The organism is Halomonas sp. GXIMD04776 (genome assembly GCF_049808615.1).
Classification (GTDB): Bacteria; Pseudomonadota; Gammaproteobacteria; order Pseudomonadales; family Halomonadaceae; genus Modicisalibacter.
This window is the reverse complement of record NZ_JBNCAN010000015.1, coordinates 17,189-37,030: the sequence shown is the minus strand read 5'-3', so window position 1 is coordinate 37,030 and position 19,842 is coordinate 17,189. Positions and strand designations below refer to the sequence as shown.

Annotated in this window: 18 protein-coding genes; 13 read left to right on the top strand and 5 right to left on the bottom strand. The window is 59.2% G+C overall.

Going from position 1 to position 19,842, the window contains the following annotated elements; genetic code table 11:
- The first annotated feature begins 28 nt into the window (after positions 1-28).
- The 12 genes from ACPF7Z_RS11480 to nuoN all read left to right on the top strand — a co-directional run bounded on the left by ACPF7Z_RS11480 (position 29) and on the right by nuoN (position 14,601).
- On the top strand, positions 29-709 hold the full coding sequence (locus ACPF7Z_RS11480; RefSeq protein ID WP_425193380.1) for a NuoB/complex I 20 kDa subunit family protein: 681 nt from the start codon (positions 29-31) through the stop codon (positions 707-709).
- Positions 710-760: 51 nt separating this feature from the next.
- Positions 761-2,536 (top strand): NADH-quinone oxidoreductase subunit C/D, encoded by a 1,776-nt coding sequence (gene nuoC, locus ACPF7Z_RS11475; protein ID WP_425193379.1) that lies wholly within the window; start codon positions 761-763, stop codon positions 2,534-2,536.
- Between the two features lie 2 nt (positions 2,537-2,538).
- Complete coding sequence (gene nuoE, locus ACPF7Z_RS11470; RefSeq protein ID WP_425193378.1) at positions 2,539-3,063, top strand: NADH-quinone oxidoreductase subunit NuoE; 525 nt, start codon at positions 2,539-2,541, stop codon at positions 3,061-3,063.
- A complete protein-coding gene (gene nuoF, locus ACPF7Z_RS11465; RefSeq protein ID WP_425193377.1) occupies positions 3,060-4,430 on the top strand; it encodes an NADH-quinone oxidoreductase subunit NuoF in 1,371 nt (456 codons plus the stop codon). The genes nuoE and nuoF overlap by 4 nt, the downstream gene beginning before the upstream one ends.
- 23 nt (positions 4,431-4,453) lie before the next feature.
- Positions 4,454-7,246, top strand: a complete 2,793-nt coding sequence (nuoG, locus tag ACPF7Z_RS11460) for an NADH-quinone oxidoreductase subunit NuoG (protein WP_425193376.1) — start codon at positions 4,454-4,456, stop codon at positions 7,244-7,246.
- Positions 7,243-8,223 (top strand): NADH-quinone oxidoreductase subunit NuoH, encoded by a 981-nt coding sequence (gene nuoH, locus ACPF7Z_RS11455; RefSeq protein WP_425193375.1) that lies wholly within the window; start codon positions 7,243-7,245, stop codon positions 8,221-8,223. The genes nuoG and nuoH overlap by 4 nt, the downstream gene beginning before the upstream one ends.
- 17 nt (positions 8,224-8,240) lie before the next feature.
- Positions 8,241-8,780: an NADH-quinone oxidoreductase subunit NuoI gene (nuoI, locus tag ACPF7Z_RS11450; RefSeq protein ID WP_425193374.1), complete on the top strand. Its 540-nt coding sequence runs from the start codon at positions 8,241-8,243 to the stop codon at positions 8,778-8,780.
- 27 nt (positions 8,781-8,807) lie between these two features.
- Complete coding sequence (nuoJ, locus tag ACPF7Z_RS11445; protein ID WP_425193373.1) at positions 8,808-9,353, top strand: NADH-quinone oxidoreductase subunit J; 546 nt, start codon at positions 8,808-8,810, stop codon at positions 9,351-9,353.
- On the top strand, positions 9,350-9,658 hold the full coding sequence (gene nuoK, locus ACPF7Z_RS11440) for an NADH-quinone oxidoreductase subunit NuoK (RefSeq protein WP_425193372.1): 309 nt from the start codon (positions 9,350-9,352) through the stop codon (positions 9,656-9,658). The genes nuoJ and nuoK overlap by 4 nt, the downstream gene beginning before the upstream one ends.
- Positions 9,655-11,523 carry an NADH-quinone oxidoreductase subunit L gene (nuoL, locus tag ACPF7Z_RS11435; protein ID WP_425193371.1) on the top strand — a complete coding sequence of 623 codons (1,869 nt, stop codon included), beginning with the start codon at positions 9,655-9,657 and terminating at the stop codon, positions 11,521-11,523. The genes nuoK and nuoL overlap by 4 nt, the downstream gene beginning before the upstream one ends.
- Before the next feature lie 88 nt (positions 11,524-11,611).
- Positions 11,612-13,156: an NADH-quinone oxidoreductase subunit M gene (nuoM, locus tag ACPF7Z_RS11430; protein ID WP_425193370.1), complete on the top strand. Its 1,545-nt coding sequence runs from the start codon at positions 11,612-11,614 to the stop codon at positions 13,154-13,156.
- Positions 13,153-14,601, top strand: a complete 1,449-nt coding sequence (gene nuoN / locus ACPF7Z_RS11425; protein ID WP_425193369.1) for an NADH-quinone oxidoreductase subunit NuoN — start codon at positions 13,153-13,155, stop codon at positions 14,599-14,601. Before nuoM ends, nuoN begins: the two co-directional genes overlap by 4 nt.
- A gap of 25 nt (positions 14,602-14,626) precedes the next feature.
- Here the strand turns inward: nuoN and ACPF7Z_RS11420 are convergent, their stop codons facing one another.
- The 5 genes from ACPF7Z_RS11420 to ACPF7Z_RS11400 form a co-directional block, all read right to left on the bottom strand.
- Positions 14,627-16,030: a TRAP transporter large permease gene (locus ACPF7Z_RS11420; RefSeq protein ID WP_425193447.1), complete on the bottom strand. Its 1,404-nt coding sequence runs from the start codon at positions 16,028-16,030 to the stop codon at positions 14,627-14,629.
- A complete protein-coding gene (locus tag ACPF7Z_RS11415) occupies positions 16,030-16,587 on the bottom strand; it encodes a TRAP transporter small permease subunit (RefSeq protein ID WP_425193446.1) in 558 nt (185 codons plus the stop codon). Before ACPF7Z_RS11415 ends, ACPF7Z_RS11420 begins: the two co-directional genes overlap by 1 nt.
- 135 nt (positions 16,588-16,722) lie before the next feature.
- Complete coding sequence (locus ACPF7Z_RS11410) at positions 16,723-17,532, bottom strand: endonuclease/exonuclease/phosphatase family protein (RefSeq protein WP_425193368.1); 810 nt, start codon at positions 17,530-17,532, stop codon at positions 16,723-16,725.
- Positions 17,533-17,536: 4 nt separating this feature from the next.
- Positions 17,537-18,187, bottom strand: a complete 651-nt coding sequence (locus ACPF7Z_RS11405; protein WP_425193367.1) for a thiol:disulfide interchange protein DsbA/DsbL — start codon at positions 18,185-18,187, stop codon at positions 17,537-17,539.
- A gap of 164 nt (positions 18,188-18,351) precedes the next feature.
- Positions 18,352-18,960 (bottom strand): c-type cytochrome, encoded by a 609-nt coding sequence (locus ACPF7Z_RS11400; RefSeq protein WP_425193366.1) that lies wholly within the window; start codon positions 18,958-18,960, stop codon positions 18,352-18,354.
- A gap of 249 nt (positions 18,961-19,209) precedes the next feature.
- On the opposite strand from ACPF7Z_RS11400, the gene yihA reads away from it, so the two are divergent.
- Positions 19,210-19,839, top strand: coding sequence for a ribosome biogenesis GTP-binding protein YihA/YsxC (yihA, locus tag ACPF7Z_RS11395; protein WP_425193365.1), 630 nt, complete (start codon positions 19,210-19,212; stop codon positions 19,837-19,839).
- Positions 19,840-19,842: the final 3 nt, after the last annotated feature.

The window sequence follows — 19,842 nt, the reverse complement described above, 5'->3', positions numbered from 1 at the left end:
TGTGCTGGATTTTCGCTGGAGGAGTCTAATGGCTTACACCTTGACCCGCGCGACCGATGCGATTGCCACGGATAATTCCCGCTACCCCTTGAACGAACGTCGTCGGGTCGAAGATCCGGTCAAACAGCAGATTCATCGCAACGTGTTTACCGGAAAGCTCGAAGAAGTGCTGCATTCGGCGGTCAACTGGGGACGCAAGAATTCACTGTGGCCCTATAATTTTGGTCTTTCCTGCTGTTACGTGGAGATGACCACAGCGTTTACCGCACCCCACGATATTGCACGCTTTGGCGCCGAGGTCATTCGCGCCTCCCCGCGTCAGGCGGATTTCATGGTCATTGCCGGTACCTGCTTTCTCAAGATGGCGCCGGTCATTCAGCAACTTTACGATCAGATGCTTGAGCCCAAGTGGGTGATCTCGATGGGCTCCTGCGCTAATTCCGGGGGCATGTACGATATCTACTCCGTAGTGCAGGGGGTCGACAAGTTCCTGCCGGTGGATGTCTATATACCGGGCTGCCCGCCTCGCCCCGAGGCGTTCCTGCATGGTTTGCAGCTGTTGCAGGATTCGATCCAGGAGGAGCGCAGGCCGCTTTCCTGGGTGGTCGGCGATCAGGGTGTCTATCGTGCCGAGATGCCCTCACAACGGGAAAAGCATAGGGAGCAGCGCATTCAGGCCACCGAATTGCGTACGCCGGATAGCATCTAAATTGGCGCATTTGCTCCGTTTCATTGCCAAGCCAGGGAAGCTTTCATCTTCATGAGCGTCGTGACATCGTCATCCGACACCTTCAAGACCAGCCCTGATATCTTCGAGGCGCTTAAACGGCGCTTCGGTGAACAATTCGTACTGGAGCAGGCCACCCTGACTGGCTGGCCAGTGATCTGGGTGGCGCGCGATAAACTGACCGACGTGCTCGCGTTTCTGCGCGACAAGACCCAGGCCTTCGAGATGCTCTATGACCTGTCGGCGGTCGACGAGCGTCTGCGTAGTCATCGCCGGGGCCTGCCTGAGGCGGATTTCACCGTCTTTTATCATCTGCTTTCGGCATCGCGTAACCGGGATGTGATTCTCAAGGTGGCGCTCCATGAGGCCGACCTGTCGCTCCCCAGCATCGTATCGCTCTATCCCAACGCCAACTGGTACGAGCGGGAAGTGTGGGACATGTTCGGCATCACCTTTCAGGGACATCCTCATCTGACGCGCATCCTCATGCCGCCGACCTGGAACGGACATCCGCTGCGCAAGGATCATCACGCCCGGGCCACCGAATTCGATCCTTACACGCTGACCGTCGAAGGCCAGGACAAGGAGCAACAGGCGCTCAAGTTCGATCCCGAGGCCTGGGGGATGCGGCGCCGGCACGACGACAGCGAATTCATGTTTCTCAATCTGGGGCCCAACCACCCCTCGGCCCACGGCGCCTTTCGCATCGTGCTGCAGCTCGATGGCGAAGAGATCATCGACTGCGTACCGGACATCGGCTATCACCATCGCGGTGCCGAGAAGATGGCAGAGCGGCAGTCTTGGCACAGTTTCATCCCCTATACCGATCGCATCGACTATACCGGCGGGGTGATGAACAACCTGCCCTACGTGCTGGCAGTGGAGAAACTCGCCGGCATCGAGGTGACGGAACGGGCGAAGACCATTCGCGTGATGATGGCGGAAATGTTCCGCATCACCAGTCATTTGTTGTTTCTGGGCACCTATCTGCAGGATCTCGGCGCCATGTCGCCGGTCTTCTTTACCTTCACCGACCGTCAGAAGGGCTACGAGGTAATCGAGGCGATCACCGGCTTTCGCATGCATCCGGCCTGGTATCGCATCGGCGGCGTGGCGCATGATCTGCCCAAGGGTTGGGAAGGACTGGTCAAGGGGTTCCTGGATTGGATGCCCAAGCGCCTGCGGGAGTACGAGCGAGTGATGATGGAGAACGCCATCGTGCGCGAGCGTACCCGCCACATAGCCGCCCACGATACGAAAGAAGCCTTGGCTTGGGGTATCACCGGCCCCAATCTGCGCGCCACCGGACTCGACTTCGATCTGCGCAAGCAGCGCCCCTATTCGGGGTATGAGAACTTCGATTTCGAGATTCCGACCGGGAACAACGGCGATGCCTTCGATCGTGGCCAGGTGCGTATCGACGAGATGCGTCAGAGCCTGCGTATCATTCAGCAGTGTCTCGATCATATGCCGGCGGGGGATTACAAGGCGGATCATCCCTTGACCACGCCCCCGCCTCGTGAGCGTATGCTGCAACACATCGAGACCTTGATCACGCACTTTCTACAGGTCTCCTGGGGGCCGGTACTGAAGCCCAATGAATCGATGCAAATGATCGAGGCGACCAAGGGCATCAACAGCTACTACCTGACCAGTGACGGCAATACCATGAGTTATCGTACCCGGATTCGCACCCCGAGCTTCCCGCATCTGCAGCATATTCCAGCCTTGATGCGGGGCGGTTTCGTCCCCGATCTGATTGCCCACCTGGGCAGTATCGATTTCGTCATGGCCGACGTGGATCGCTGAATATGAACGACGACGCCTCTCTCAATGTCCATTCCGCAATCGCCAGCGACGGCGATGGATTTGTTCTGCACGATGAGGATCGCACTGCCATCCTGCACGAACGTGACCACTACGAGCAGCCCCAGGCGGCCTGCATCGAGGCACTGAAGATCGTTCAGCGCCGTCATGGCTGGGTACCGGACGGGGCGATTCCCGCCATTGCCGAGGTGCTTGGGGTGGGGACTGCGTCGGTCGAGGGTGTAGCCACGTTCTATAGCCTGATCTTTCGGCAACCGGTGGGGCGACATGTCATCCTGATTTGCGACAGCAGCTCGTGCTTCTTGACCGGATTCGATGAGCTGCGCGATGCCATCACCGCCGAGCTGGGCATCGACTTCGGCCAGACGACCGCGGATGGCCGCTTTACCTTGCTGCCGGTGTGCTGCCTGGGCGCCTGCGATCGTGGGCCGGCCATGATGATCGATGACGATACCTTTGGCCCCGTTCCGTCGGATGCCGTGGCCGAGCTTTTGAAGGAGTATTCATGACCTCATCTCGTGCGTCCCTTCGTTATCATAGCCAATTGCGCCAGAGTGCCTCCGAGCGCCGTGCCGAGTCCCATCCGCTTACCTGGCGACTACGCGAGGATGGCGCGCTGATAGGCCTCGACGAGTACGTCGAGAAGGAAGGCTATGCCGCCGTCAAGAAGGTGCTCGGTGAGCTATCGTCTTCGGATGTAATCGACACCATGAAAGAGGCCAATGTTCGTGGGCGCGGTGGCGGTGGTTTCTCTGCCGGGGTGAAATGGAGCCTGACCATGCAGGGCGGCGACCTGCCTCGTGGTTATATCGTCTGCAATGCCGACGAGATGGAGCCGGGCACCTTCAAGGACCGCCTCTTGCTTGAGCAGCAGCCTCATCTGCTGATCGAGGGCATGATCCTCGGCGCCTACGCCAATAACTCCTGCTACGGCTATATCTTTCTGCGTGGTGAATATATCGAAGCCGCCAACGCCCTGGCCCGAGCGATTGATGAAGCCCGGACCGCGGGCTGGCTGGGCAAGGATATCGCCGGTAGCGGCTTCGATTTCGACATCGCTCTGCATACCGGTGCAGGGCGCTACATCTGTGGTGAAGAAACGGCGCTGATCAATTCTCTGGAAGGCAAGCGCGCCAACCCTCGCAACAAGCCGCCGTTTCCCGGTCAGTCCGGGGCCTGGGGCAAGCCGACGGTGGTCAACAACGTCGAGACCTTGTGCAACGTGCCGGCGGTCATGCAGCACGGTGCTAAATGGTATCAGGGACTCTCCGGTGGCTTGAGCGATGACGGCGGAACCAAACTTTACGGTGTCTCCGGGCGGGTCAATCGCACCGGCTTATGGGAGCTGCCGATCGGGACCAGCGCGGCGGAACTTCTCGATCGCGCTGGGGGCGTGCAGGACGATCGGGCACTCAAGGCCTGGTTGCCTGGCGGCGGCAGTACCGGCTTTCTATTGCCCGAGCACCTCGAATTGGCGCTGGATTTCGATACCATCGGCCAATACGGCAGTCGCCTAGGCACCGGCCTTCTGACCGTGGTGACCGAGGATCAGAGCGTGGTCTCCCTGGTGCGCAACCTCGAGGCCTTCTTCGCCCGGGAATCCTGTGGCTGGTGCACGCCTTGTCGCGACGGCCTGCCCTGGACGCACAAGATTCTGCAGTCCCTGGAACGGGGCGAGGGCGAGCAGGGCGACATCGAACTACTCGAGAGCCTGGCCACGGATCTCGGGCCGGGACGGACCTTCTGTGCCCATGCGCCCGGGGCGGCGATGCCGCTGGAGTCGTCGATCAGGCATTTTCGTCATGAGTTCGAAGCGGGTATCGCGCATCGTCGGCGCGCCGCTCATGAGGATCCGATTCCTGTGGGTGAGGTATGAAGAACAGCCTGGGAGCATTGTAGATGGCAACGATTCATGTGGATGGCCAGGCCTTCGAGGTCGACGGCTCGGATAATCTGCTCCAGGCCTGCCTATCCCTGGGGCTGGATATTCCTTATTTTTGTTGGCACCCGGCCATGGGTAGTGTCGGCGCCTGCCGGCAGTGCGCGGTCAAGCAGTATAAGGACAAGGATGACGACAAGGGCATGCTGGTGATGTCCTGCATGACCCCGGCGACGGATGACACCTGGATCTCCATCGACGACGAGGAGGCCAAGGCGTTTCGCAAGAATGTCATCGAATGGTTGATGACCTATCACCCTCACGATTGCCCGGTCTGCGAGGAGGGGGGGCACTGCCATCTGCAGGACATGACGGTCATGACCGGTCATGATCGCCGTCGCTATCGCTTTCGCAAACGCACCCACCGCAATCAATATCTGGGCCCCTTCATCGGCCACGAGATGAACCGCTGCATCAACTGCTATCGCTGCGTGCGTTTCTATAATGACTATGCCGGCGGCGACGATCTCGGCGTCTTCGGTATGAACAACAATCTCTATTTCGGGCGCTACCAAGAGGGCGTACTGGAAAGTGTCTTTTCCGGCAACCTGACCGAGGTGTGCCCCACCGGGGTGTTTACCGATCAGACCCATTCTGACCATTACACCCGCAAGTGGGATCTGCAATTTGCCCCGAGCATCTGCCATCAGTGCTCGGTGGGTTGCAACATCAGTCCCGGCGAGCGCTACGGCGATATCCGTCGCATCGAGAATCGCTATCACGGCGAGCTCAATCGCTATTTTCTATGCGATCGGGGGCGCTTCGGCTATGGCTATGTCAATCGCGCCGATCGTCCGCGACTGCCGGAATGGCGCAGCGATATGGAGGACGAGAGTGTCACCCTGGAAGTAGACGCCGCCCTGGATCGGGGCGCGGATCTCTTGCGCAGCGCGCGCCGGGTGATCGGCATCGGCTCGCCCCGGGCAAGTCTCGAGAGCAATCATCAGCTACGCGAACTGGTAGGAGAGGAGAACTTTTCAACCGGCATCGTCGCCAATGAGCAGGCCTGTCTTGAGACCATGGCTCGGCTCAATCGCGAGTCTGGACTACCCACGCCGACACTGCGCGATATCGAAGAACATGATGCGGTGTTGGTGCTGGGAGAGGATCTGATTCAGAGCGCCGCCCGGGTGGGGTTGGCAGTCCGTCAGGCAGTGCTTGGTCGTCGTGATGAACTGGCTCAAGGGCGTAGTATCCCGGACTGGAATGCCGAAGCCGTCAAGACGCTGGGCCAGGATGCGCGTCATCCGCTGTTTAGCGCCTATCCAACCTGTACCGGGCTCGATCAGATCAGCCAATCGAGCTGGGCGCTGGCGGTGGACGATATCGCCCGGCTCGGCTTTGCGATCGCCCATGCCATCGATGATTCGGCGCCGGCTGTCGAGGATCTCGATGAGGCCATGCGTAGCGAGGCCGAGCGCATCGCCGCAGCACTACTGGCGGCCCAACGTCCGTTGGTCATCAGTGGTGGCTCCTTGGGCTCGCTGGCCATACTGGAGGCGGCGGGTAATATCGCGCGGGCCTTGGCACGGCGCGCGCGTCGAGGTGGACTGTCCCTGATCCGCAATGAAGTCAATAGTACCGGCTTGGCGCTGTTGGGTGGCCAGTCCCTGGAGTGGGCGCTGGACGAGCTGGAGGCGCACAACGCCGATGCGGTAGTGGTGCTCGAAAACGATCTCTATCAGCGCCTGCCTCAGGCGCGAATCAAAGCGGCCTTGAAGGCAGCCGACACCGTCATCGCTCTCGATCATCAGCGTACCGCGATCTGGGAACACGCCAACCTGGGGTTGCCGGCGGCGAGCTTCGCCGAGGCCGACGGCACCCTGGTCAATTTCGAGGGCAGGGCGCAGCGTTTCTTCCAGGTGTTCGATCCACGCTATATCCGTCCTGAAACCCGTATCCACGAGAGCTGGCGCTGGCTGTACACCCTGGGAGCAAGCCTGGCCCGGTACGAATCCAAGCGTGTGGTCCTCGATGACGTGATCGAGTCCTGCGCGCGGCAGAGTCCAGCCCTGGCGGATATCGTCGAGGCGTCCCGAAACGCCGACTATCGTGTGCAAGGACTCAAGCTGGCCCGAGAGCCGCATCGTTATAGTGGTCGCACTGCGATGCGTGCCAATCTGAGTGTCAGCGAGCCGCGGGTACCTCAGGATCCCGACACTCCTTTCGCCTTTTCCATGGAGGGTTATAACGGCTTCGATCGGCCACGCAAGGAAGTGGCCTTCGCCTGGGCGCCGGGCTGGAATTCGCCTCAGGCCTGGAACAAGTTCACCGACGAGGTGGGTGGCCATCTACGTGCCGGCGATCCTGGGATACGGCTGTTGCACCCTCGTCCCGGACAATACGAGTATGCGCAAGGGGTGCCGAAAGGATTCAGTACCCGCGATGACGAATGGCAGGTGGTATGTCTACCGCGTCTGTTCGGAGGTGACGAAACATCTTCCCGAGCTAAGCCGATTGCCGAGCGCACTCCTCCCGCGACCCTGACGCTTTCCGTGGATGATGCTCAACGCCTGGGGGTTGCCGAGGGAGAACCTCTCATGGTGGAAACGTCGACTGGTCGACTCGTTCTGCCGTTGTGCCTTGACGCGGCGCTACCTGCCGGGGTGATCGGGGTGCCGAAGGGCACGACCAGTGCGCTGCACAGTGGGGACTGGGCACGTCTGTCCCGAGGACAGAAGCATCCGGTTGTCACGGGCGACAATCCTCGACAAGATGACGCGCAAGCGGGTGGTGCGGGAGATCGTTCATGAGCTGGCTGACTCCTCAAGTCATTGCGGTCTTCGTGGCCATGGCTCAGGCGCTGGTCATTATGCTTGCTGCCGTCTTGCTCGGTGCCGTCATGACCGTAATCGAGCGGCGCCTGTTGGGGCTGTGGCAGGATCGCTACGGACCCAATCGAGTAGGGCCGTTCGGCTCGTTGCAGCTGATCGCCGACATGATCAAGATCTTCTTCAAGGAAGATTGGATACCGCCCTTCGCCGATCGCACCTTGTTCATTCTGGCGCCGGCCATCGCCATGGCCTCGTTGCTGCTGTCTTTCATCATCATCCCGTTCACGCCGAACTGGTATGTGGCGGATTGGAACATTGGTCTCTTGTTCTTCTTGGCCATGGGCGGCATCAATGTCTATTCGGTCCTGCTAGGCGGCTGGTCCAGCGGTAACAAGTATGCCCTGATCGGCGCCATGCGCTCCTCGGCCCAGACGATTTCCTACGAGGTGTTCATGGGACTGGCCTTGATGGGCGTGGTGGCCATGGCCGGCTCCTTCAACATGCGGGAGATCGTTAACGCCCAGCAAGGGCTGTGGTATGTCGTTCCGCAATTTCTAGGCTTCTGCAACTTTATCATCGCCGGCTTCGCGGTGGTGCATCGCCATCCCTTCGATCAGCCCGAGGCGGAACAAGAGCTGGCGGACGGTTACCACGTTGAATATTCGAGCATGAAGTTCGGTATGTTCTTCATTGGCGAGTATGTCGGCATGGTGCTGGTGTCGGCGCTGACCGTCACTCTGTTTTTTGGCGGCTGGCATGGCCCCTTGTTGCCCCCGATCGTTTGGTTCGCACTCAAGACCGGGTTTTTCCTGGTGCTGTTCATCCTGGTGCGGGCGTCGCTGCCCCGGCCGCGCTACGATCGGGTGATGAGTTTCGGTTGGAAGATCTGCCTGCCGCTGACCTTGATCAATCTATTGATAACCGGCGCGGCGATTCTGCTCGCGGCGCCGGAATGAGCGAGGAGTGACTGACAATGCTTACCTGGCTGTTTAAAGGTACCTGGTCACAATTGCGTACCCTGGGCATGATGTTCATGCATGCCTTTCGCAAACGGGAAACACTCAATTATCCGGAAGAGAAGGTCTATCTACCGCCGCGCTATCGCGGTCGCATCGTGCTGACCCGGGACCCGGATGGTGAAGAGCGCTGCGTGGCCTGCAACCTGTGCGCGGTGGCTTGTCCGGTAGCCTGTATTTCACTACAGAAGGGCGAGAAGGACGATGGGCGTTGGTATCCCGAGTTCTTTCGCATCAATTTCTCACGTTGCATTTATTGCGGCATGTGCGAAGAGGCGTGTCCGACTTCTGCGATTCAACTGACGCCGGATTTCGAGATGGGCGAGTATCGTCGGCAAGAGCTGGTCTACGAAAAGGAAGATCTGCTCATCAGCGGCCCAGGCAAGGATCACGACTACCACTTCTACAAGGTGGCCGGCCTTGCCATCGCCGGTAAGGACAAGGGCCGCGCGCAGAACGAAGAAGAGCCGGTGAACGTCACGTCGCTTCTGCCATAAGTTGGATTCACTAGCGGGAAAGCAAAAATGGAAGTCGCCTTCTATCTCAGTGGTCTCGTCGCGGTGCTGGCAACGCTCGGGGTCATCACCAATACCAACCCGGTTCATGCGCTACTCTATCTGATCGTGTCACTGATCGCCGTGGCCATCGTGTTCTTCGCGCTTGGAGCGCCTTTCGCTGGTGCGCTCGAGATCATCGTCTATGCCGGCGCGATCATGGTGCTGTTTGTCTTCGTGGTGATGATGCTCAATCTGGGGGAGGCGGTGGTGGCCCAGGAGCGCGCCTGGCTCAAGCCTAAGGCCTGGCTAGGGCCATCAGTGCTGGCGGCAGTGCTGTTGCTGACGCTGATCGCCACCTTGTGGTTAGGCGACATCGGCAAGGTCATTCAGGGCGATACCCTGACCGCCAAGGAAGTGGGCACGACGCTGTTCGGGCCCTGGCTGCTTATCGTCGAGTTGGCGGCAATGCTCTTGTTGGCGGCTCTGGTGACGGCGTCCCATGTGGGACGGTTGTCGGCACCGGAAAAGCCGTCAATGCACAAGGAAACCGGCGCGCGGAAGGAGTCGTCATGAGCGGTGTACCGATGGAACATGGCCTGGTGTTGGCGGCAATGCTGTTTACGCTGGGCCTGGCAGGGCTGATGTTTCGCCGCAACATGATCTTTATCCTGATGAGCCTGGAGATCATGCTCAATTCCGCGGGACTCGCCTTCATCGTGGGTGGAACGGCCTGGGGGCAACCCGAAGGCCAGGCCATGTTCCTGCTGGTGATTACCCTGGCCGCAGCGGAAGCCAGTGTGGGCTTGGCCTTGTTGTTGCAGCTCAATCACCGGTTCAGAACGCTTGATACCGATGCCGTCAGCAGGATGCGTGGATGATGGAACTCTCGATGTCGCTACTCTTGTCCTTGACGTTTCTGTTGCCGCTCGCGGGTACTCTGATCCTGTCGCTCTCCAATGGGCGCTTGAATGAGCGCGCCAGCGCTACGGTAGGGGTTGCGAGTCTGGGCCTGTCGGCTTTGGCCACGCTGCTTATTGCGCTGCAATTCATCGCCGAGCCGCAGGTCTACAATGTCACCCTGTGGCAGTGGATCAGTGTGGAAGACTTCCAGCCAAGCATCGGGCTGGCGCTGGATGGCCTGTCCATGACCATGCTGGGCATCATCACCGGCGTCGGTTTTCTGATCCACCTGTTCGCCGCCTGGTACATGCAGGGCGAGGAAGGCATCACCCGCTTCTATGCCTACATGAACCTGTTCGTGTTCAGCATGGTGTTATTGGTACTCGGCGACAATCTGCTGCTGCTGTTCCTCGGCTGGGAAGGGGTCGGCCTGTGCAGCTATCTTCTGATCGGCTACTACTATCAGCACTCCGCCAATGGCTGGGCCGCCTTCAAGGCCTTCATCGTCACCCGCATCGGTGATGTGTTTCTTGCCATCGGCATGTTCCTGCTGTTCTTCGAACTCGGCACTCTGGACATCGCCGAAATCCTTCGGCGCGCGCCCGAAGTATGGGCTGAAGGCGATCCGACGGTAGAGTTGGCAGCACTATTGATGCTGGGTGGCGCTGTAGGCAAGTCGGCGCAGTTACCGCTGCATACCTGGCTGGCGGACGCCATGGCCGGTCCGACTCCGGTCTCGGCACTGATCCACGCGGCCACCATGGTGACCGCCGGGGTCTACCTGATCGCGCGCATGAACGGGGTGTTCCTGTTGGCGCCGGACGTCCTCGAGTTGACCGGTATCATCGGTGCTCTAACGCTATTGATGGCTGGTTTTGCCGCCTTGGCCCAGACCGATATCAAGCGTGTACTGGCCTACTCAACCATGAGCCAGATCGGCTACATGTTCCTGGCGCTGGGGGCAGGCGCCTTCGATGCGGCGATCTTCCACCTGATGACCCATGCGTTCTTCAAGGCGCTGCTGTTCCTGTCCGCCGGGGCGGTCATCATCAGCTGTCATCACGAGCAGGACATGCGTCGTCTAGGCGGGCTATGGAAACGGCTGCCCCTGGCCTATGCCGGCTTCCTCATCGGCGGTTCCGCGCTGGCGGCGTTGCCGCTGGTTTCCTCCGGTTTCTACAGCAAGGACGAGATTCTCTGGCAGGAGCTGGTTACTGATCACGGTGGGCTATTGCTGGCAGGCATGATCGGCGCTTTCTTGACCTCCCTGTACACCGTGCGCCTGATCATCCTGACCTTTCATGGCGACTCGAAGAGTGACAATGCCCGACACGCCAAGGCTGGACGCGGCTTCGTACACGGATTGCCGCTGATCGTACTGGCACTGCTTTCGACCTTTCTGGGCGCCTGGATTACACCGCCGCTGGAGAATGTATTGCCGGCTCCGGCCGAGGGAGAAGAGTTCTGGCATCTGATGCTGGAGATCGTCGCGGCAGTGGTGGCAGTCGGTGGTATTGCCGTTGGCGCCTGGCTGTATCTGCGTCGGCGCGGCTGGCTTGCCAAGTGCACGGCGAGTGGCTGGGGCACCTGGCTATGGTCGTTCTGGAATCGTGCCTGGGGCATCGACGGGCTCTATGATCGATTGCTGGTGAAACCCTATCGCGGTCTGGTCAGGATCATGCGTGGCGACACCATCGATGGAACCTTCACCCTCCTCGCCCGACTTGCCTGGTTGCTGCATCGAGGGCTTTCAAAGACGCAGACCGGCAAGTTGCGTTTCTACGCCACGTCGATGGTCGCCGGCGCGACGCTCATCCTGCTCGCGTTGGCCCTGGTGCCCTGAAGCGATGAAGAAAAGTGCGCTGAAAACCTGCGGTACAGAACATGCAAGGATGTGAGTTGAGATCACACGAACAAGGAACACGACGCATATGACGCTGGTCTGGCTGATCCTGATTCCCTTTATTGGTGGGCTGCTGTGTTGGCAAGCCGAACGGCTAGGCAACATGGCGCCTCGGTGGCTTGCCCTGGGGACCATGGCGTTAGAATTGTTGCTCACGCTGTGGCTATGGTGGGGCGGCGATTTTCAACTGCCTCAGATGGGCAGCGACGGAGCGACCCAATGGGTCCTGGAATGGCGGACTCCCTGGATTCCGCGTTTCGGTATCGACATTCACCTGGCGCTGGATGGACTGTCACTGATCCTGATTGCCCTGACCGGCTTTCTTGGTCTTCTGGCGGTCGTGTGTTCCTGGAAGGAGATCATTGGCCGTGTCGGCTTCTTCCATCTCAATCTGCTGTGGATTCTCGGGGGTGTCGTCGGCGTGTTCCTGGCGATCGATCTGTTCCTGTTCTTCTTTTTCTGGGAACTGATGCTGGTGCCGATGTATTTCCTGATTGCCCTTTGGGGGCATAGCGGTTCCAAGGGTAAGACACGTATCGGTGCTGCTACCAAGTTCTTCATCTATACCCAGGCCAGCGGCTTGTTGATGCTGGTCGCCATTCTAGGTCTGGCCTTTGCTCACCATGCCACGACAGGTGTCTATTCCTTCAGCTACGACGACTTGCGCAATGCGCCGCTGTCGGACGAGCTGGCAATGTGGCTGATGCTGGGCTTCTTCATCGCCTTTGCGGTCAAGCTGCCGGTGGTCCCACTGCACGGCTGGTTGCCGGACGCTCATGCTCAGGCGCCTACCGCGGGCAGCGTCGATCTGGCGGGTATTCTGCTCAAGACCGCTGCCTACGGCATGCTGCGTTTCACTCTGCCCTTATTTCCCGAAGCGTCCCAGGCCTTCGCGCCGGTCGCCATGGCGCTAGGGGTGGTGGGCATCTTCTACGGCGCCCTGCTGGCCTGCGGCCAGCAGGATATGAAGCGTCTGATCGCCTATACCAGTATCTCGCACATGGGCTTCGTCCTGATTGGTATCTATGCCGGCACCCAATTGGCACTGCAGGGGGTCATAATGCTGATGGTGGCCCATGCGTTCTCTGCCGCAGGGTTGTTCATTCTGAGTGGGCAGATCTATGAGCGACTGCATACCCGCGATATGACCCAGATGGGTGGTTTATGGGGTCGTCTGGGCAGTCTGCCAGGATTTTCCCTGTTCTTTGTTGTTGCATCCCTGGGGATGCCGGGTACAGCGAACTTCATCGGTGAGTTCATGGTGCTGTTCGGCACTTTTCCAGTAGCGCCCTGGGTGGTGGCTATTTCCAGTGTCGGATTGGTGCTGGCGGCTATCTATTCGCTGTTCTTGATGCAGCGCGTGCACTATGGCCCCGCCAAGAGTGAGGAGCCGCTTGCAGGACTCGATCACCGAGAATATGTCATGTTGCTGGGCATACTGGCGTTGGTGCTGTTGTTCGGCCTTTATCCGCAACCGCTGCTCGAGACCAGCGGCGCCGCCATGAGTGAAATCCAACGCCTGTTCGCTGATCCGGCGCTTACGTCCACCATCTTGCCGACGAGGGCCTCATGACGTTGACGACGACCCATCTGGTTGCGCTTTTGCCATTGATTCTGGTGTGCGCGACGGCCATCGTGGTGATGCTGGGTATCGCCTGGCGTCGCCATCATGCTGCCTCGGCTCTCGTCACCGCCATCGGGCTCAACCTGGCTCTACTCTCGTTGCTGATCGTCTGGCGGGTAACGCCCATCGAAACGCCACTGCTGGTCATCGATGGTCTGAGCATCTTTGCCGCTGCCTTGATTCTGGTCTCGGCCCTGGCCTGTACCACTCTGGGACATGCTTATCTGGAGCACTACGAGGGCCCTGCCGAAGAGTTCTATCTGCTGCTGCTGTGTTCTGTCGCCGGTGCCATGGTGCTGGCGTCGAGCCAGCACCTTGCAACGCTGTTCTTCGGGCTGGAGCTTCTGTCCATGCCGCTTTACGGCATGCTGGCCTATGCTTTTCATGAACGCCGCTCCCTGGAAGCGGGCATCAAGTATCTGATCCTCTCCGCAGCGGCAACCGCCTTCCTGCTCTTCGGCATGGCGCTTCTGTATGCTCAGAGTGGACGTCTGGATCTGGCGGGCTTGACGGCGGGCCTTGGGAACAATACCGATATCTGGGCGCTGGCAGGTGCCGGCATGATGCTGGTAGGCCTTGGCTTCAAGCTCTCCATCGTGCCGTTTCATCTGTGGGCGCCGGATGTGTATGAAGGTGGCCCGGGGCCCGCAGCGACGTTCCTGGCGACCGCCAGCAAGGTCGCCGCATTCGTTGTTCTAGTGCGTCTGGTCATCGCCGCGCCCGCCTTTCAGGGGGAGTGGCTGCATCAGACGCTGACCGTGCTGGCATTGCTGACCATGATCATCGGTAATCTACTGGCCCTGACCCAGTCCGATCTCAAGCGCCTGCTGGCCTATTCATCGATCGCTCATTTCGGTTATCTGATGATCACGTTGGTGGTCAGCGACGGTCTGGCGCTGGAAACCGCGGGCATCTATCTCATTACCTACGTCGTGACGGTATTGGCCGCGTTCGGTGTCATCACCTTGATCTCCAGCCCCTACGGTGGGGCGGATGCCTCAGCGCTGCATCACTATCGCGGCCTATTCTGGCGGCGTCCTTATCTGACCGCCGTGCTGACCGTGAGCATGCTGTCCTTGGCAGGAATTCCATCCACCGCCGGATTTATCGGTAAGTTTTACGTCATTGCCCTTGGCGTCGAGGCCCAGCGCTGGTGGCTGGTCGGCGGCATTATCCTGGGCAGCGCCATCGGGCTCTATTATTATCTGCGCGTGATGGTGACGCTGTTTCTGCTCGAGCCCGGCATGCAAAGCCGCGATGCCCCGCACGACTGGGGTGTACGGGCCGGTGGCGTGGTAGTGCTTGGCTTGGCACTATTGATGGTATTGCTGGGGCTTTTCCCTGCGCCGATGGTGGAGTGGGTTAAGCTACTGGCCGCCACCCGCATAGGCTAGGAAATCGATGTATAAATGTTTGTATTCAGAAATTATTCGGCAGCCAGGTGGCCAGCCCCGGGAAGAACGCCAGGGCTACCAGCATGGCGAGCTGTAACATGATGAAGGGTACGACTCCGCGATAGATGGCGGTAGTGGGCACCGAGGCGGGTGCCACGCCACGTAGGTAGAACAGCGCGAAACCGAAGGGTGGCGTCAGAAACGAGGTCTGCAGGTTGATGGCGATCATGATGCCGAGCCAGATCGGATCGAGACCCATCGCCAGCAGGATCGGGCCGATGATGGGCACCACCACGAAGGTGATCTCGATGAAATCGAGAATGAAACCGAGTAGGAAGATGACCAGCATGACTACCAGAGTCGCGCCCACCACGCCCCCGGGCATGTCGTTGAACAGATCCTGTATCAACTCCTCCCCTCCGTAGGCGCGAAACACCAGAGAAAACAGCGCCGCTCCGATCAAGATCAAGAACACCATGCTGGTGACACGGGTGGTGGACATCAGCGCGTCCTTGAGGGTGGCGAAATCCAGCTTGCGATAGGCCAGTGCCAATATCAATGCGCCGAAGGCGCCTACCGCTGAGGCTTCCGTCGGCGTGGCAAGGCCGCCCAGGATGGATCCCAATACGGCAATGATCAGCAGGATAGGCGGTATCAGCCCTTTGAGCAGCAGGGTGCCCAAGCCGCCTTGATGACCGAGTTCGGTCATGAGTTCATCCCGATTCGCCGGGGGAGCGGCCGCAGGCTTGAGCCAAGCAATGATGGCCACATAGGCGATATACAGCATCACCAGTATCAGACCGGGCACCAGGGCGCCCATGAACAGATCCCCCACCGAGACCGTCTTGGGACTGAAGATGCCCATCGTCAGCTGAGCCTGCTGGTAAGCCGAGGACAGCACATCCCCGAGAAGAACCAGAGCGATGGAAGGGGGAATGATCTGCCCCAGAGTCCCGGTGGCGCAGATGGTGCCGGTAGCCAAGGACATGCTGTAGCCGCGCTTCAACATGGTCGGCAGCGACAACAGTCCCATGGTGACCACGGTGGCGCCGACGATGCCGGTGGACGCGGCCAACAGCATGCCGACCAGGGTCACCGAAATACCCAAGCCGCCGCGCAGCGACCCGAACAGCAAGGCCATGGCATCAAGCAGAGTTTCGGCGACCTTGGACTTTTCCAGCAACACGCCCATCAAGACGAATAGCGGCACCGCCAGTAGCGTCTGATTGGTCATGATGCCGTAAAGACGATTGGGAAAGGCAGACAGGAAGCTGCTATCGAAATGCGCGTCGATGCCCATCGTTTGCAGGCCCATCCCCAGCCCGGCAAAGGCCAGGGCGGTACCGGCTAAAGACAGGGCAACCGGATAGCCGAACATCAATACTACACAGATGACGGCGAACAGCACGAGAGGCATGAGCTCCAGCATCATAGATACTCCTCGGGCTGGTCGGGATCGTCATCCATTGGCCTGGAACCGCGAATGATCAACGCATTGCGCAGGAGTTCGACGAGTCCCTGCAAGGACATCAAAACGGCGAAAAGAGGAATCAAGGTCTTGAGCAGGAATACACCGGGAAGGCCGCCGGGCTCCGGCGAGCCTTCCAGGATGCGCCAGGACTTGTCCACATAGCCAAGACTCAACAACAGCGTGAAGATCATCACCGGAAGCAACAGGAATAACGTGCCCAGCAGATCGACCCAGGCTTTTTTCTTCGCTGACATGCCGCGATAGAAAATATCGACGCGCACATGCCCATCGTGCTTCAAGGTATAAGCCGCTGCGAGCAGGAAAACCGTCGCATGCAAATACATCACGGATTCCTGCAACGGCGTATTGCTGAAGTTGAACAAATAGCGCAGTACCACGATCAGGAACTCGGTCAGCATCATGATCAGCACGAGCCAGGTCAGCGCCTTTCCCAGATAGTCGGTCAAGGTATCGATCCACGCCAGGGGGCGGGGCAAAGAGGAGGCGCGCATCATGAAATCCTCTTGAAGGGGGTGCAAGTCGTGTCGATGCTTGGCAAGTATGGCATCAAGCACGATTGTCACATTGTATCTGCTCAAGCAGTACTTGGGTTCAATGGCAGCGTAGGGCATCCTCAGCAGCACAAGTATTCACTGCATGTGAGGAAAATACACCGCCTTGTAGCAAGCCGCCGGTAGGTGAATGTTCACGGACAGTGGCAGATGATCGGAGAACAATTGATCCAGCGCCTTGGGCGCTTCCGCTGTTAGACTCGGGGACAGTAGGATATGATCCAGGGCGCGTCGAGGCTGCCAGGCAGGATAGCTGAGCAAGGGGCGTACCGGGTGAAGCGGTAACGATAAACAAAAACGCGAATGCGCATTCAGTTGATCCGGTGTGCAGTTGAGATCCCCCATGACCACCACATGCTTCAGAGGCGTGATGAGTTCACTCAGATAGTCGAGCTGGCGAATCCTTCCGCGACGGCTCAGTGCCAGGTGGGCCACGAACACATGCAAGGCGTCGGGGCCTTGGCCATAACGCACATGAATGGCGCCGCGCCCGGGCAGGGTGCCCGGCAGGCGATGCTCTTGAACATGCTGGGGCTGCAGGCGTGACAACAGACCGTTACTGTGCTGGGCGACGCGCCCCAGGTTGCGGTTGAGCTGTTGATAGTGGTAAGGGAAGCCGGCGCGCTGGGCCAGGTATTCGAGTTGATTGACGTTGCTCGAGCGGAAACTGCCGCCATCGATCTCCTGCAGTCCGACGATATCGAAGTCGCCCAGCACCTTGGCCATGATATCCAGCCGACCACGGCGCTTGCGATGGGGCAAGAGATGCTGCCAACTACGCGTCAGATAATGATGATAGGCCGACGTTTGAATGCCGACCTGAAGGTTGAAGGTCAGCAAGCGTAGCGTGAGATCATGATCGCTACTCGTTGCCAGGGCATGCGTCACTGCATCATTCCCCTTGTGCTTCTTCCTGACCGGGTTGTTCGCTACGCACCTTGTCGATCAACTCGCCGGCAATCTGGGGCATGTTCTCGAGGCTACCCGCACTGTTGGGTGTAACGACATAGCGACCATCGACGACCAGAGCCGGAACTCCCATCAGCTTATAGCCACGCATCTTGGCATGCGCCCTGTTGATCTGACTTTTTACACCAAAGGAGGTCAGGGCCTTCTTGGCTTCTTCCTCGCTGACGCCGTAGTTGCTGAAGAACGCCGCGATATCGTCGATGTCGGTCAGCTGCTTGCCGTCTTGGTGAATGGCGTCGAAGAAATCGCTATGTACCTTGTCGAGTATACCGAGCTGCTGCGCAGCGAAGAAGGCTGTCGCATGACGAACCCAGACATCGCCCATGGTTGCCGGTAGACGCTCGAAGACGACATCGTCCGGTAGTTCAGTAACCCAGGCGTCCAGCGGTTCTTCCAGATCGTAGCAATGCGGGCAGCCATACCAGAACACCTCGGTGACCTCGATCTGGCCTTCTTCCACGTTAGTCTCGACCGGGGAATCCAGCACTTGATAATCCTGACCTGCTACCGGTGCCGCCGCGGCCAGTGTCGAAAGACTCAGCCCGGCAACGATAGCGATCCATTGTTTCAACATTTGTCAGCGCTCCTGAAAACACACAGATTCGGTTCAAGAAAGATTATGACACGGCAGATGGTCATCCTATCCTGGTGTCGAGCTATCTTAGGCGATAAAGGCCATGCCGGAAAATGCCAAAAGGCGGCCGAAGCCGCCTTTTAACCTGGTTTTCCGGCAGTGGATCAATGCAAGCCGTTCACATAACTGGCGACAGCTTCCATATCCGCGTCACTCATCTTGGAGGCGATACCCCGCATGATGGCATTGGGATCGTTGCTACGTTCGCCCTTGGCGTAGGCTTGGAGGGTCGAGACGGTGTATTCCGGATGCTGTCCGGAGAGCGCCGGGAACTTGGCCGAGTTGACGCCGGCGCCGGTGGGCATGTGGCAACCCATACAGGCGGGAATGCCCTTGGCGAGATCGCCGGACTTGTACAGGCTTTTCCCACGATCGACGAGCGCCGGATCGGCCTGACCCAGGTTGGGTTCCTGGTTGGCGTAGAAGGCCGACAGGTCGGCGATATCCTGTTCATCGAGGTTATCGACGATCCCCGCCATTTGCGGCACCGGGCGCACGCCGTCACGAATCTCGATAGTCTGCTTCATCAGATAGTTGGGATGCTGACCTGCCAGGTTGGGAAAAGTGGGCGCGGCGCTGACGCCTTGCTGACCATGGCATGCCGTGCAGACCTGCGCTTTTTCCTTGCCGGCGGCAGGATCGCCTTCGGCCGCTGCCTGCGCCATTGTCGAGAACCCCATGACCATTGCCAAGCTTACCAGTAACTTTCTCATCGCGATTTCACTATGCCGTTTCGTTGTGTCTGGTGTTGGTATCCGGCATCGAGCCTAGTGCCATGCTGCTCGACCGGTGCGCTGCCGATATGATGCAAGTGCCATGCTCGAAGGCGTCAATTCACTTACGCATCCTAGTTCGACCCGGCGCGAAATAAAATATGCAGGTAGTATATCGAATCCACTCGGCCGCGGAAACGTAGCCATAATGCCGCACCTTTGGCCGGTGGGTGTTCCAACATCGTAACTATGACGAGATTTATCGTGACCCGCCTCAATTATCACACCGCCCGTTTCATGATCAGTGCGCCCACGCTGGCGCATTGCCCCGCCGATCAGGGTAGAGAAGTCGCTTTTGCAGGGCGCTCCAATGCGGGAAAGTCTAGCGCAATCAATACGCTAACTCAGCAAAAAGCACTGGCGCGCACCTCCAAGACCCCCGGGCGCACCCAGTTGATCAATTTCTTCGACCTCGGGGGGGATGAGTCGCGACGCCTGGTCGATCTTCCCGGTTATGGCTTTGCCAAGGTGCCGGAAAAGGTCAAGCTCGAATGGCAACGTCACCTGGCTGAGTATTTGCAGCGTCGCACGTCGTTGCAAGGGCTGGTGCTGGTCATGGATGTGCGCCACCCCCTCAGCGAATTTGACGAGATGATGCTGGGCTGGGCCGACGAGAAGGATATGGCGGTGCACATCTTGCTGACCAAGTCGGACAAGCTCAAGTCCGGGGCGGCCAAGAGCAGCCTGCTGCAGGTGCGTCAGCGCCTGCAGGAGTGGGAAGACCTGGTCAGCGTGCAGCTATTCTCGGCACTCAAACGTCAGGGGGTGGAGGAGGCTCAGGCGCGCTTGGATGACTGGCTGTCGCCTGCCGAGGCATGAAGG

What these genes read in the sequence shown, in the direction of transcription:
- ACPF7Z_RS11480 (WP_425193380.1), top strand. Translation starts at nt 29, where the DNA reads ATGGCTTACACCTTGACCCGCGCGACCGATGCGATTGCCACGGATAAT.
- nuoC (WP_425193379.1), top strand. Translation starts at nt 761, where the DNA reads ATGAGCGTCGTGACATCGTCATCCGACACCTTCAAGACCAGCCCTGAT.
- nuoE (WP_425193378.1), top strand. Translation starts at nt 2,539, where the DNA reads ATGAACGACGACGCCTCTCTCAATGTCCATTCCGCAATCGCCAGCGAC.
- nuoF (WP_425193377.1), top strand. Translation starts at nt 3,060, where the DNA reads ATGACCTCATCTCGTGCGTCCCTTCGTTATCATAGCCAATTGCGCCAG.
- nuoG (WP_425193376.1), top strand. Translation starts at nt 4,454, where the DNA reads ATGGCAACGATTCATGTGGATGGCCAGGCCTTCGAGGTCGACGGCTCG.
- nuoH (WP_425193375.1), top strand. Translation starts at nt 7,243, where the DNA reads ATGAGCTGGCTGACTCCTCAAGTCATTGCGGTCTTCGTGGCCATGGCT.
- nuoI (WP_425193374.1), top strand. Translation starts at nt 8,241, where the DNA reads ATGCTTACCTGGCTGTTTAAAGGTACCTGGTCACAATTGCGTACCCTG.
- nuoJ (WP_425193373.1), top strand. Translation starts at nt 8,808, where the DNA reads ATGGAAGTCGCCTTCTATCTCAGTGGTCTCGTCGCGGTGCTGGCAACG.
- nuoK (WP_425193372.1), top strand. Translation starts at nt 9,350, where the DNA reads ATGAGCGGTGTACCGATGGAACATGGCCTGGTGTTGGCGGCAATGCTG.
- nuoL (WP_425193371.1), top strand. Translation starts at nt 9,655, where the DNA reads ATGATGGAACTCTCGATGTCGCTACTCTTGTCCTTGACGTTTCTGTTG.
- nuoM (WP_425193370.1), top strand. Translation starts at nt 11,612, where the DNA reads ATGACGCTGGTCTGGCTGATCCTGATTCCCTTTATTGGTGGGCTGCTG.
- nuoN (WP_425193369.1), top strand. Translation starts at nt 13,153, where the DNA reads ATGACGTTGACGACGACCCATCTGGTTGCGCTTTTGCCATTGATTCTG.
- ACPF7Z_RS11420 (WP_425193447.1), bottom strand. Translation starts at nt 16,030, where the DNA reads ATGCTGGAGCTCATGCCTCTCGTGCTGTTCGCCGTCATCTGTGTAGTA.
- ACPF7Z_RS11415 (WP_425193446.1), bottom strand. Translation starts at nt 16,587, where the DNA reads ATGATGCGCGCCTCCTCTTTGCCCCGCCCCCTGGCGTGGATCGATACC.
- ACPF7Z_RS11405 (WP_425193367.1), bottom strand. Translation starts at nt 18,187, where the DNA reads ATGTTGAAACAATGGATCGCTATCGTTGCCGGGCTGAGTCTTTCGACA.
- ACPF7Z_RS11400 (WP_425193366.1), bottom strand. Translation starts at nt 18,960, where the DNA reads ATGAGAAAGTTACTGGTAAGCTTGGCAATGGTCATGGGGTTCTCGACA.
- yihA (WP_425193365.1), top strand. Translation starts at nt 19,210, where the DNA reads ATGACGAGATTTATCGTGACCCGCCTCAATTATCACACCGCCCGTTTC.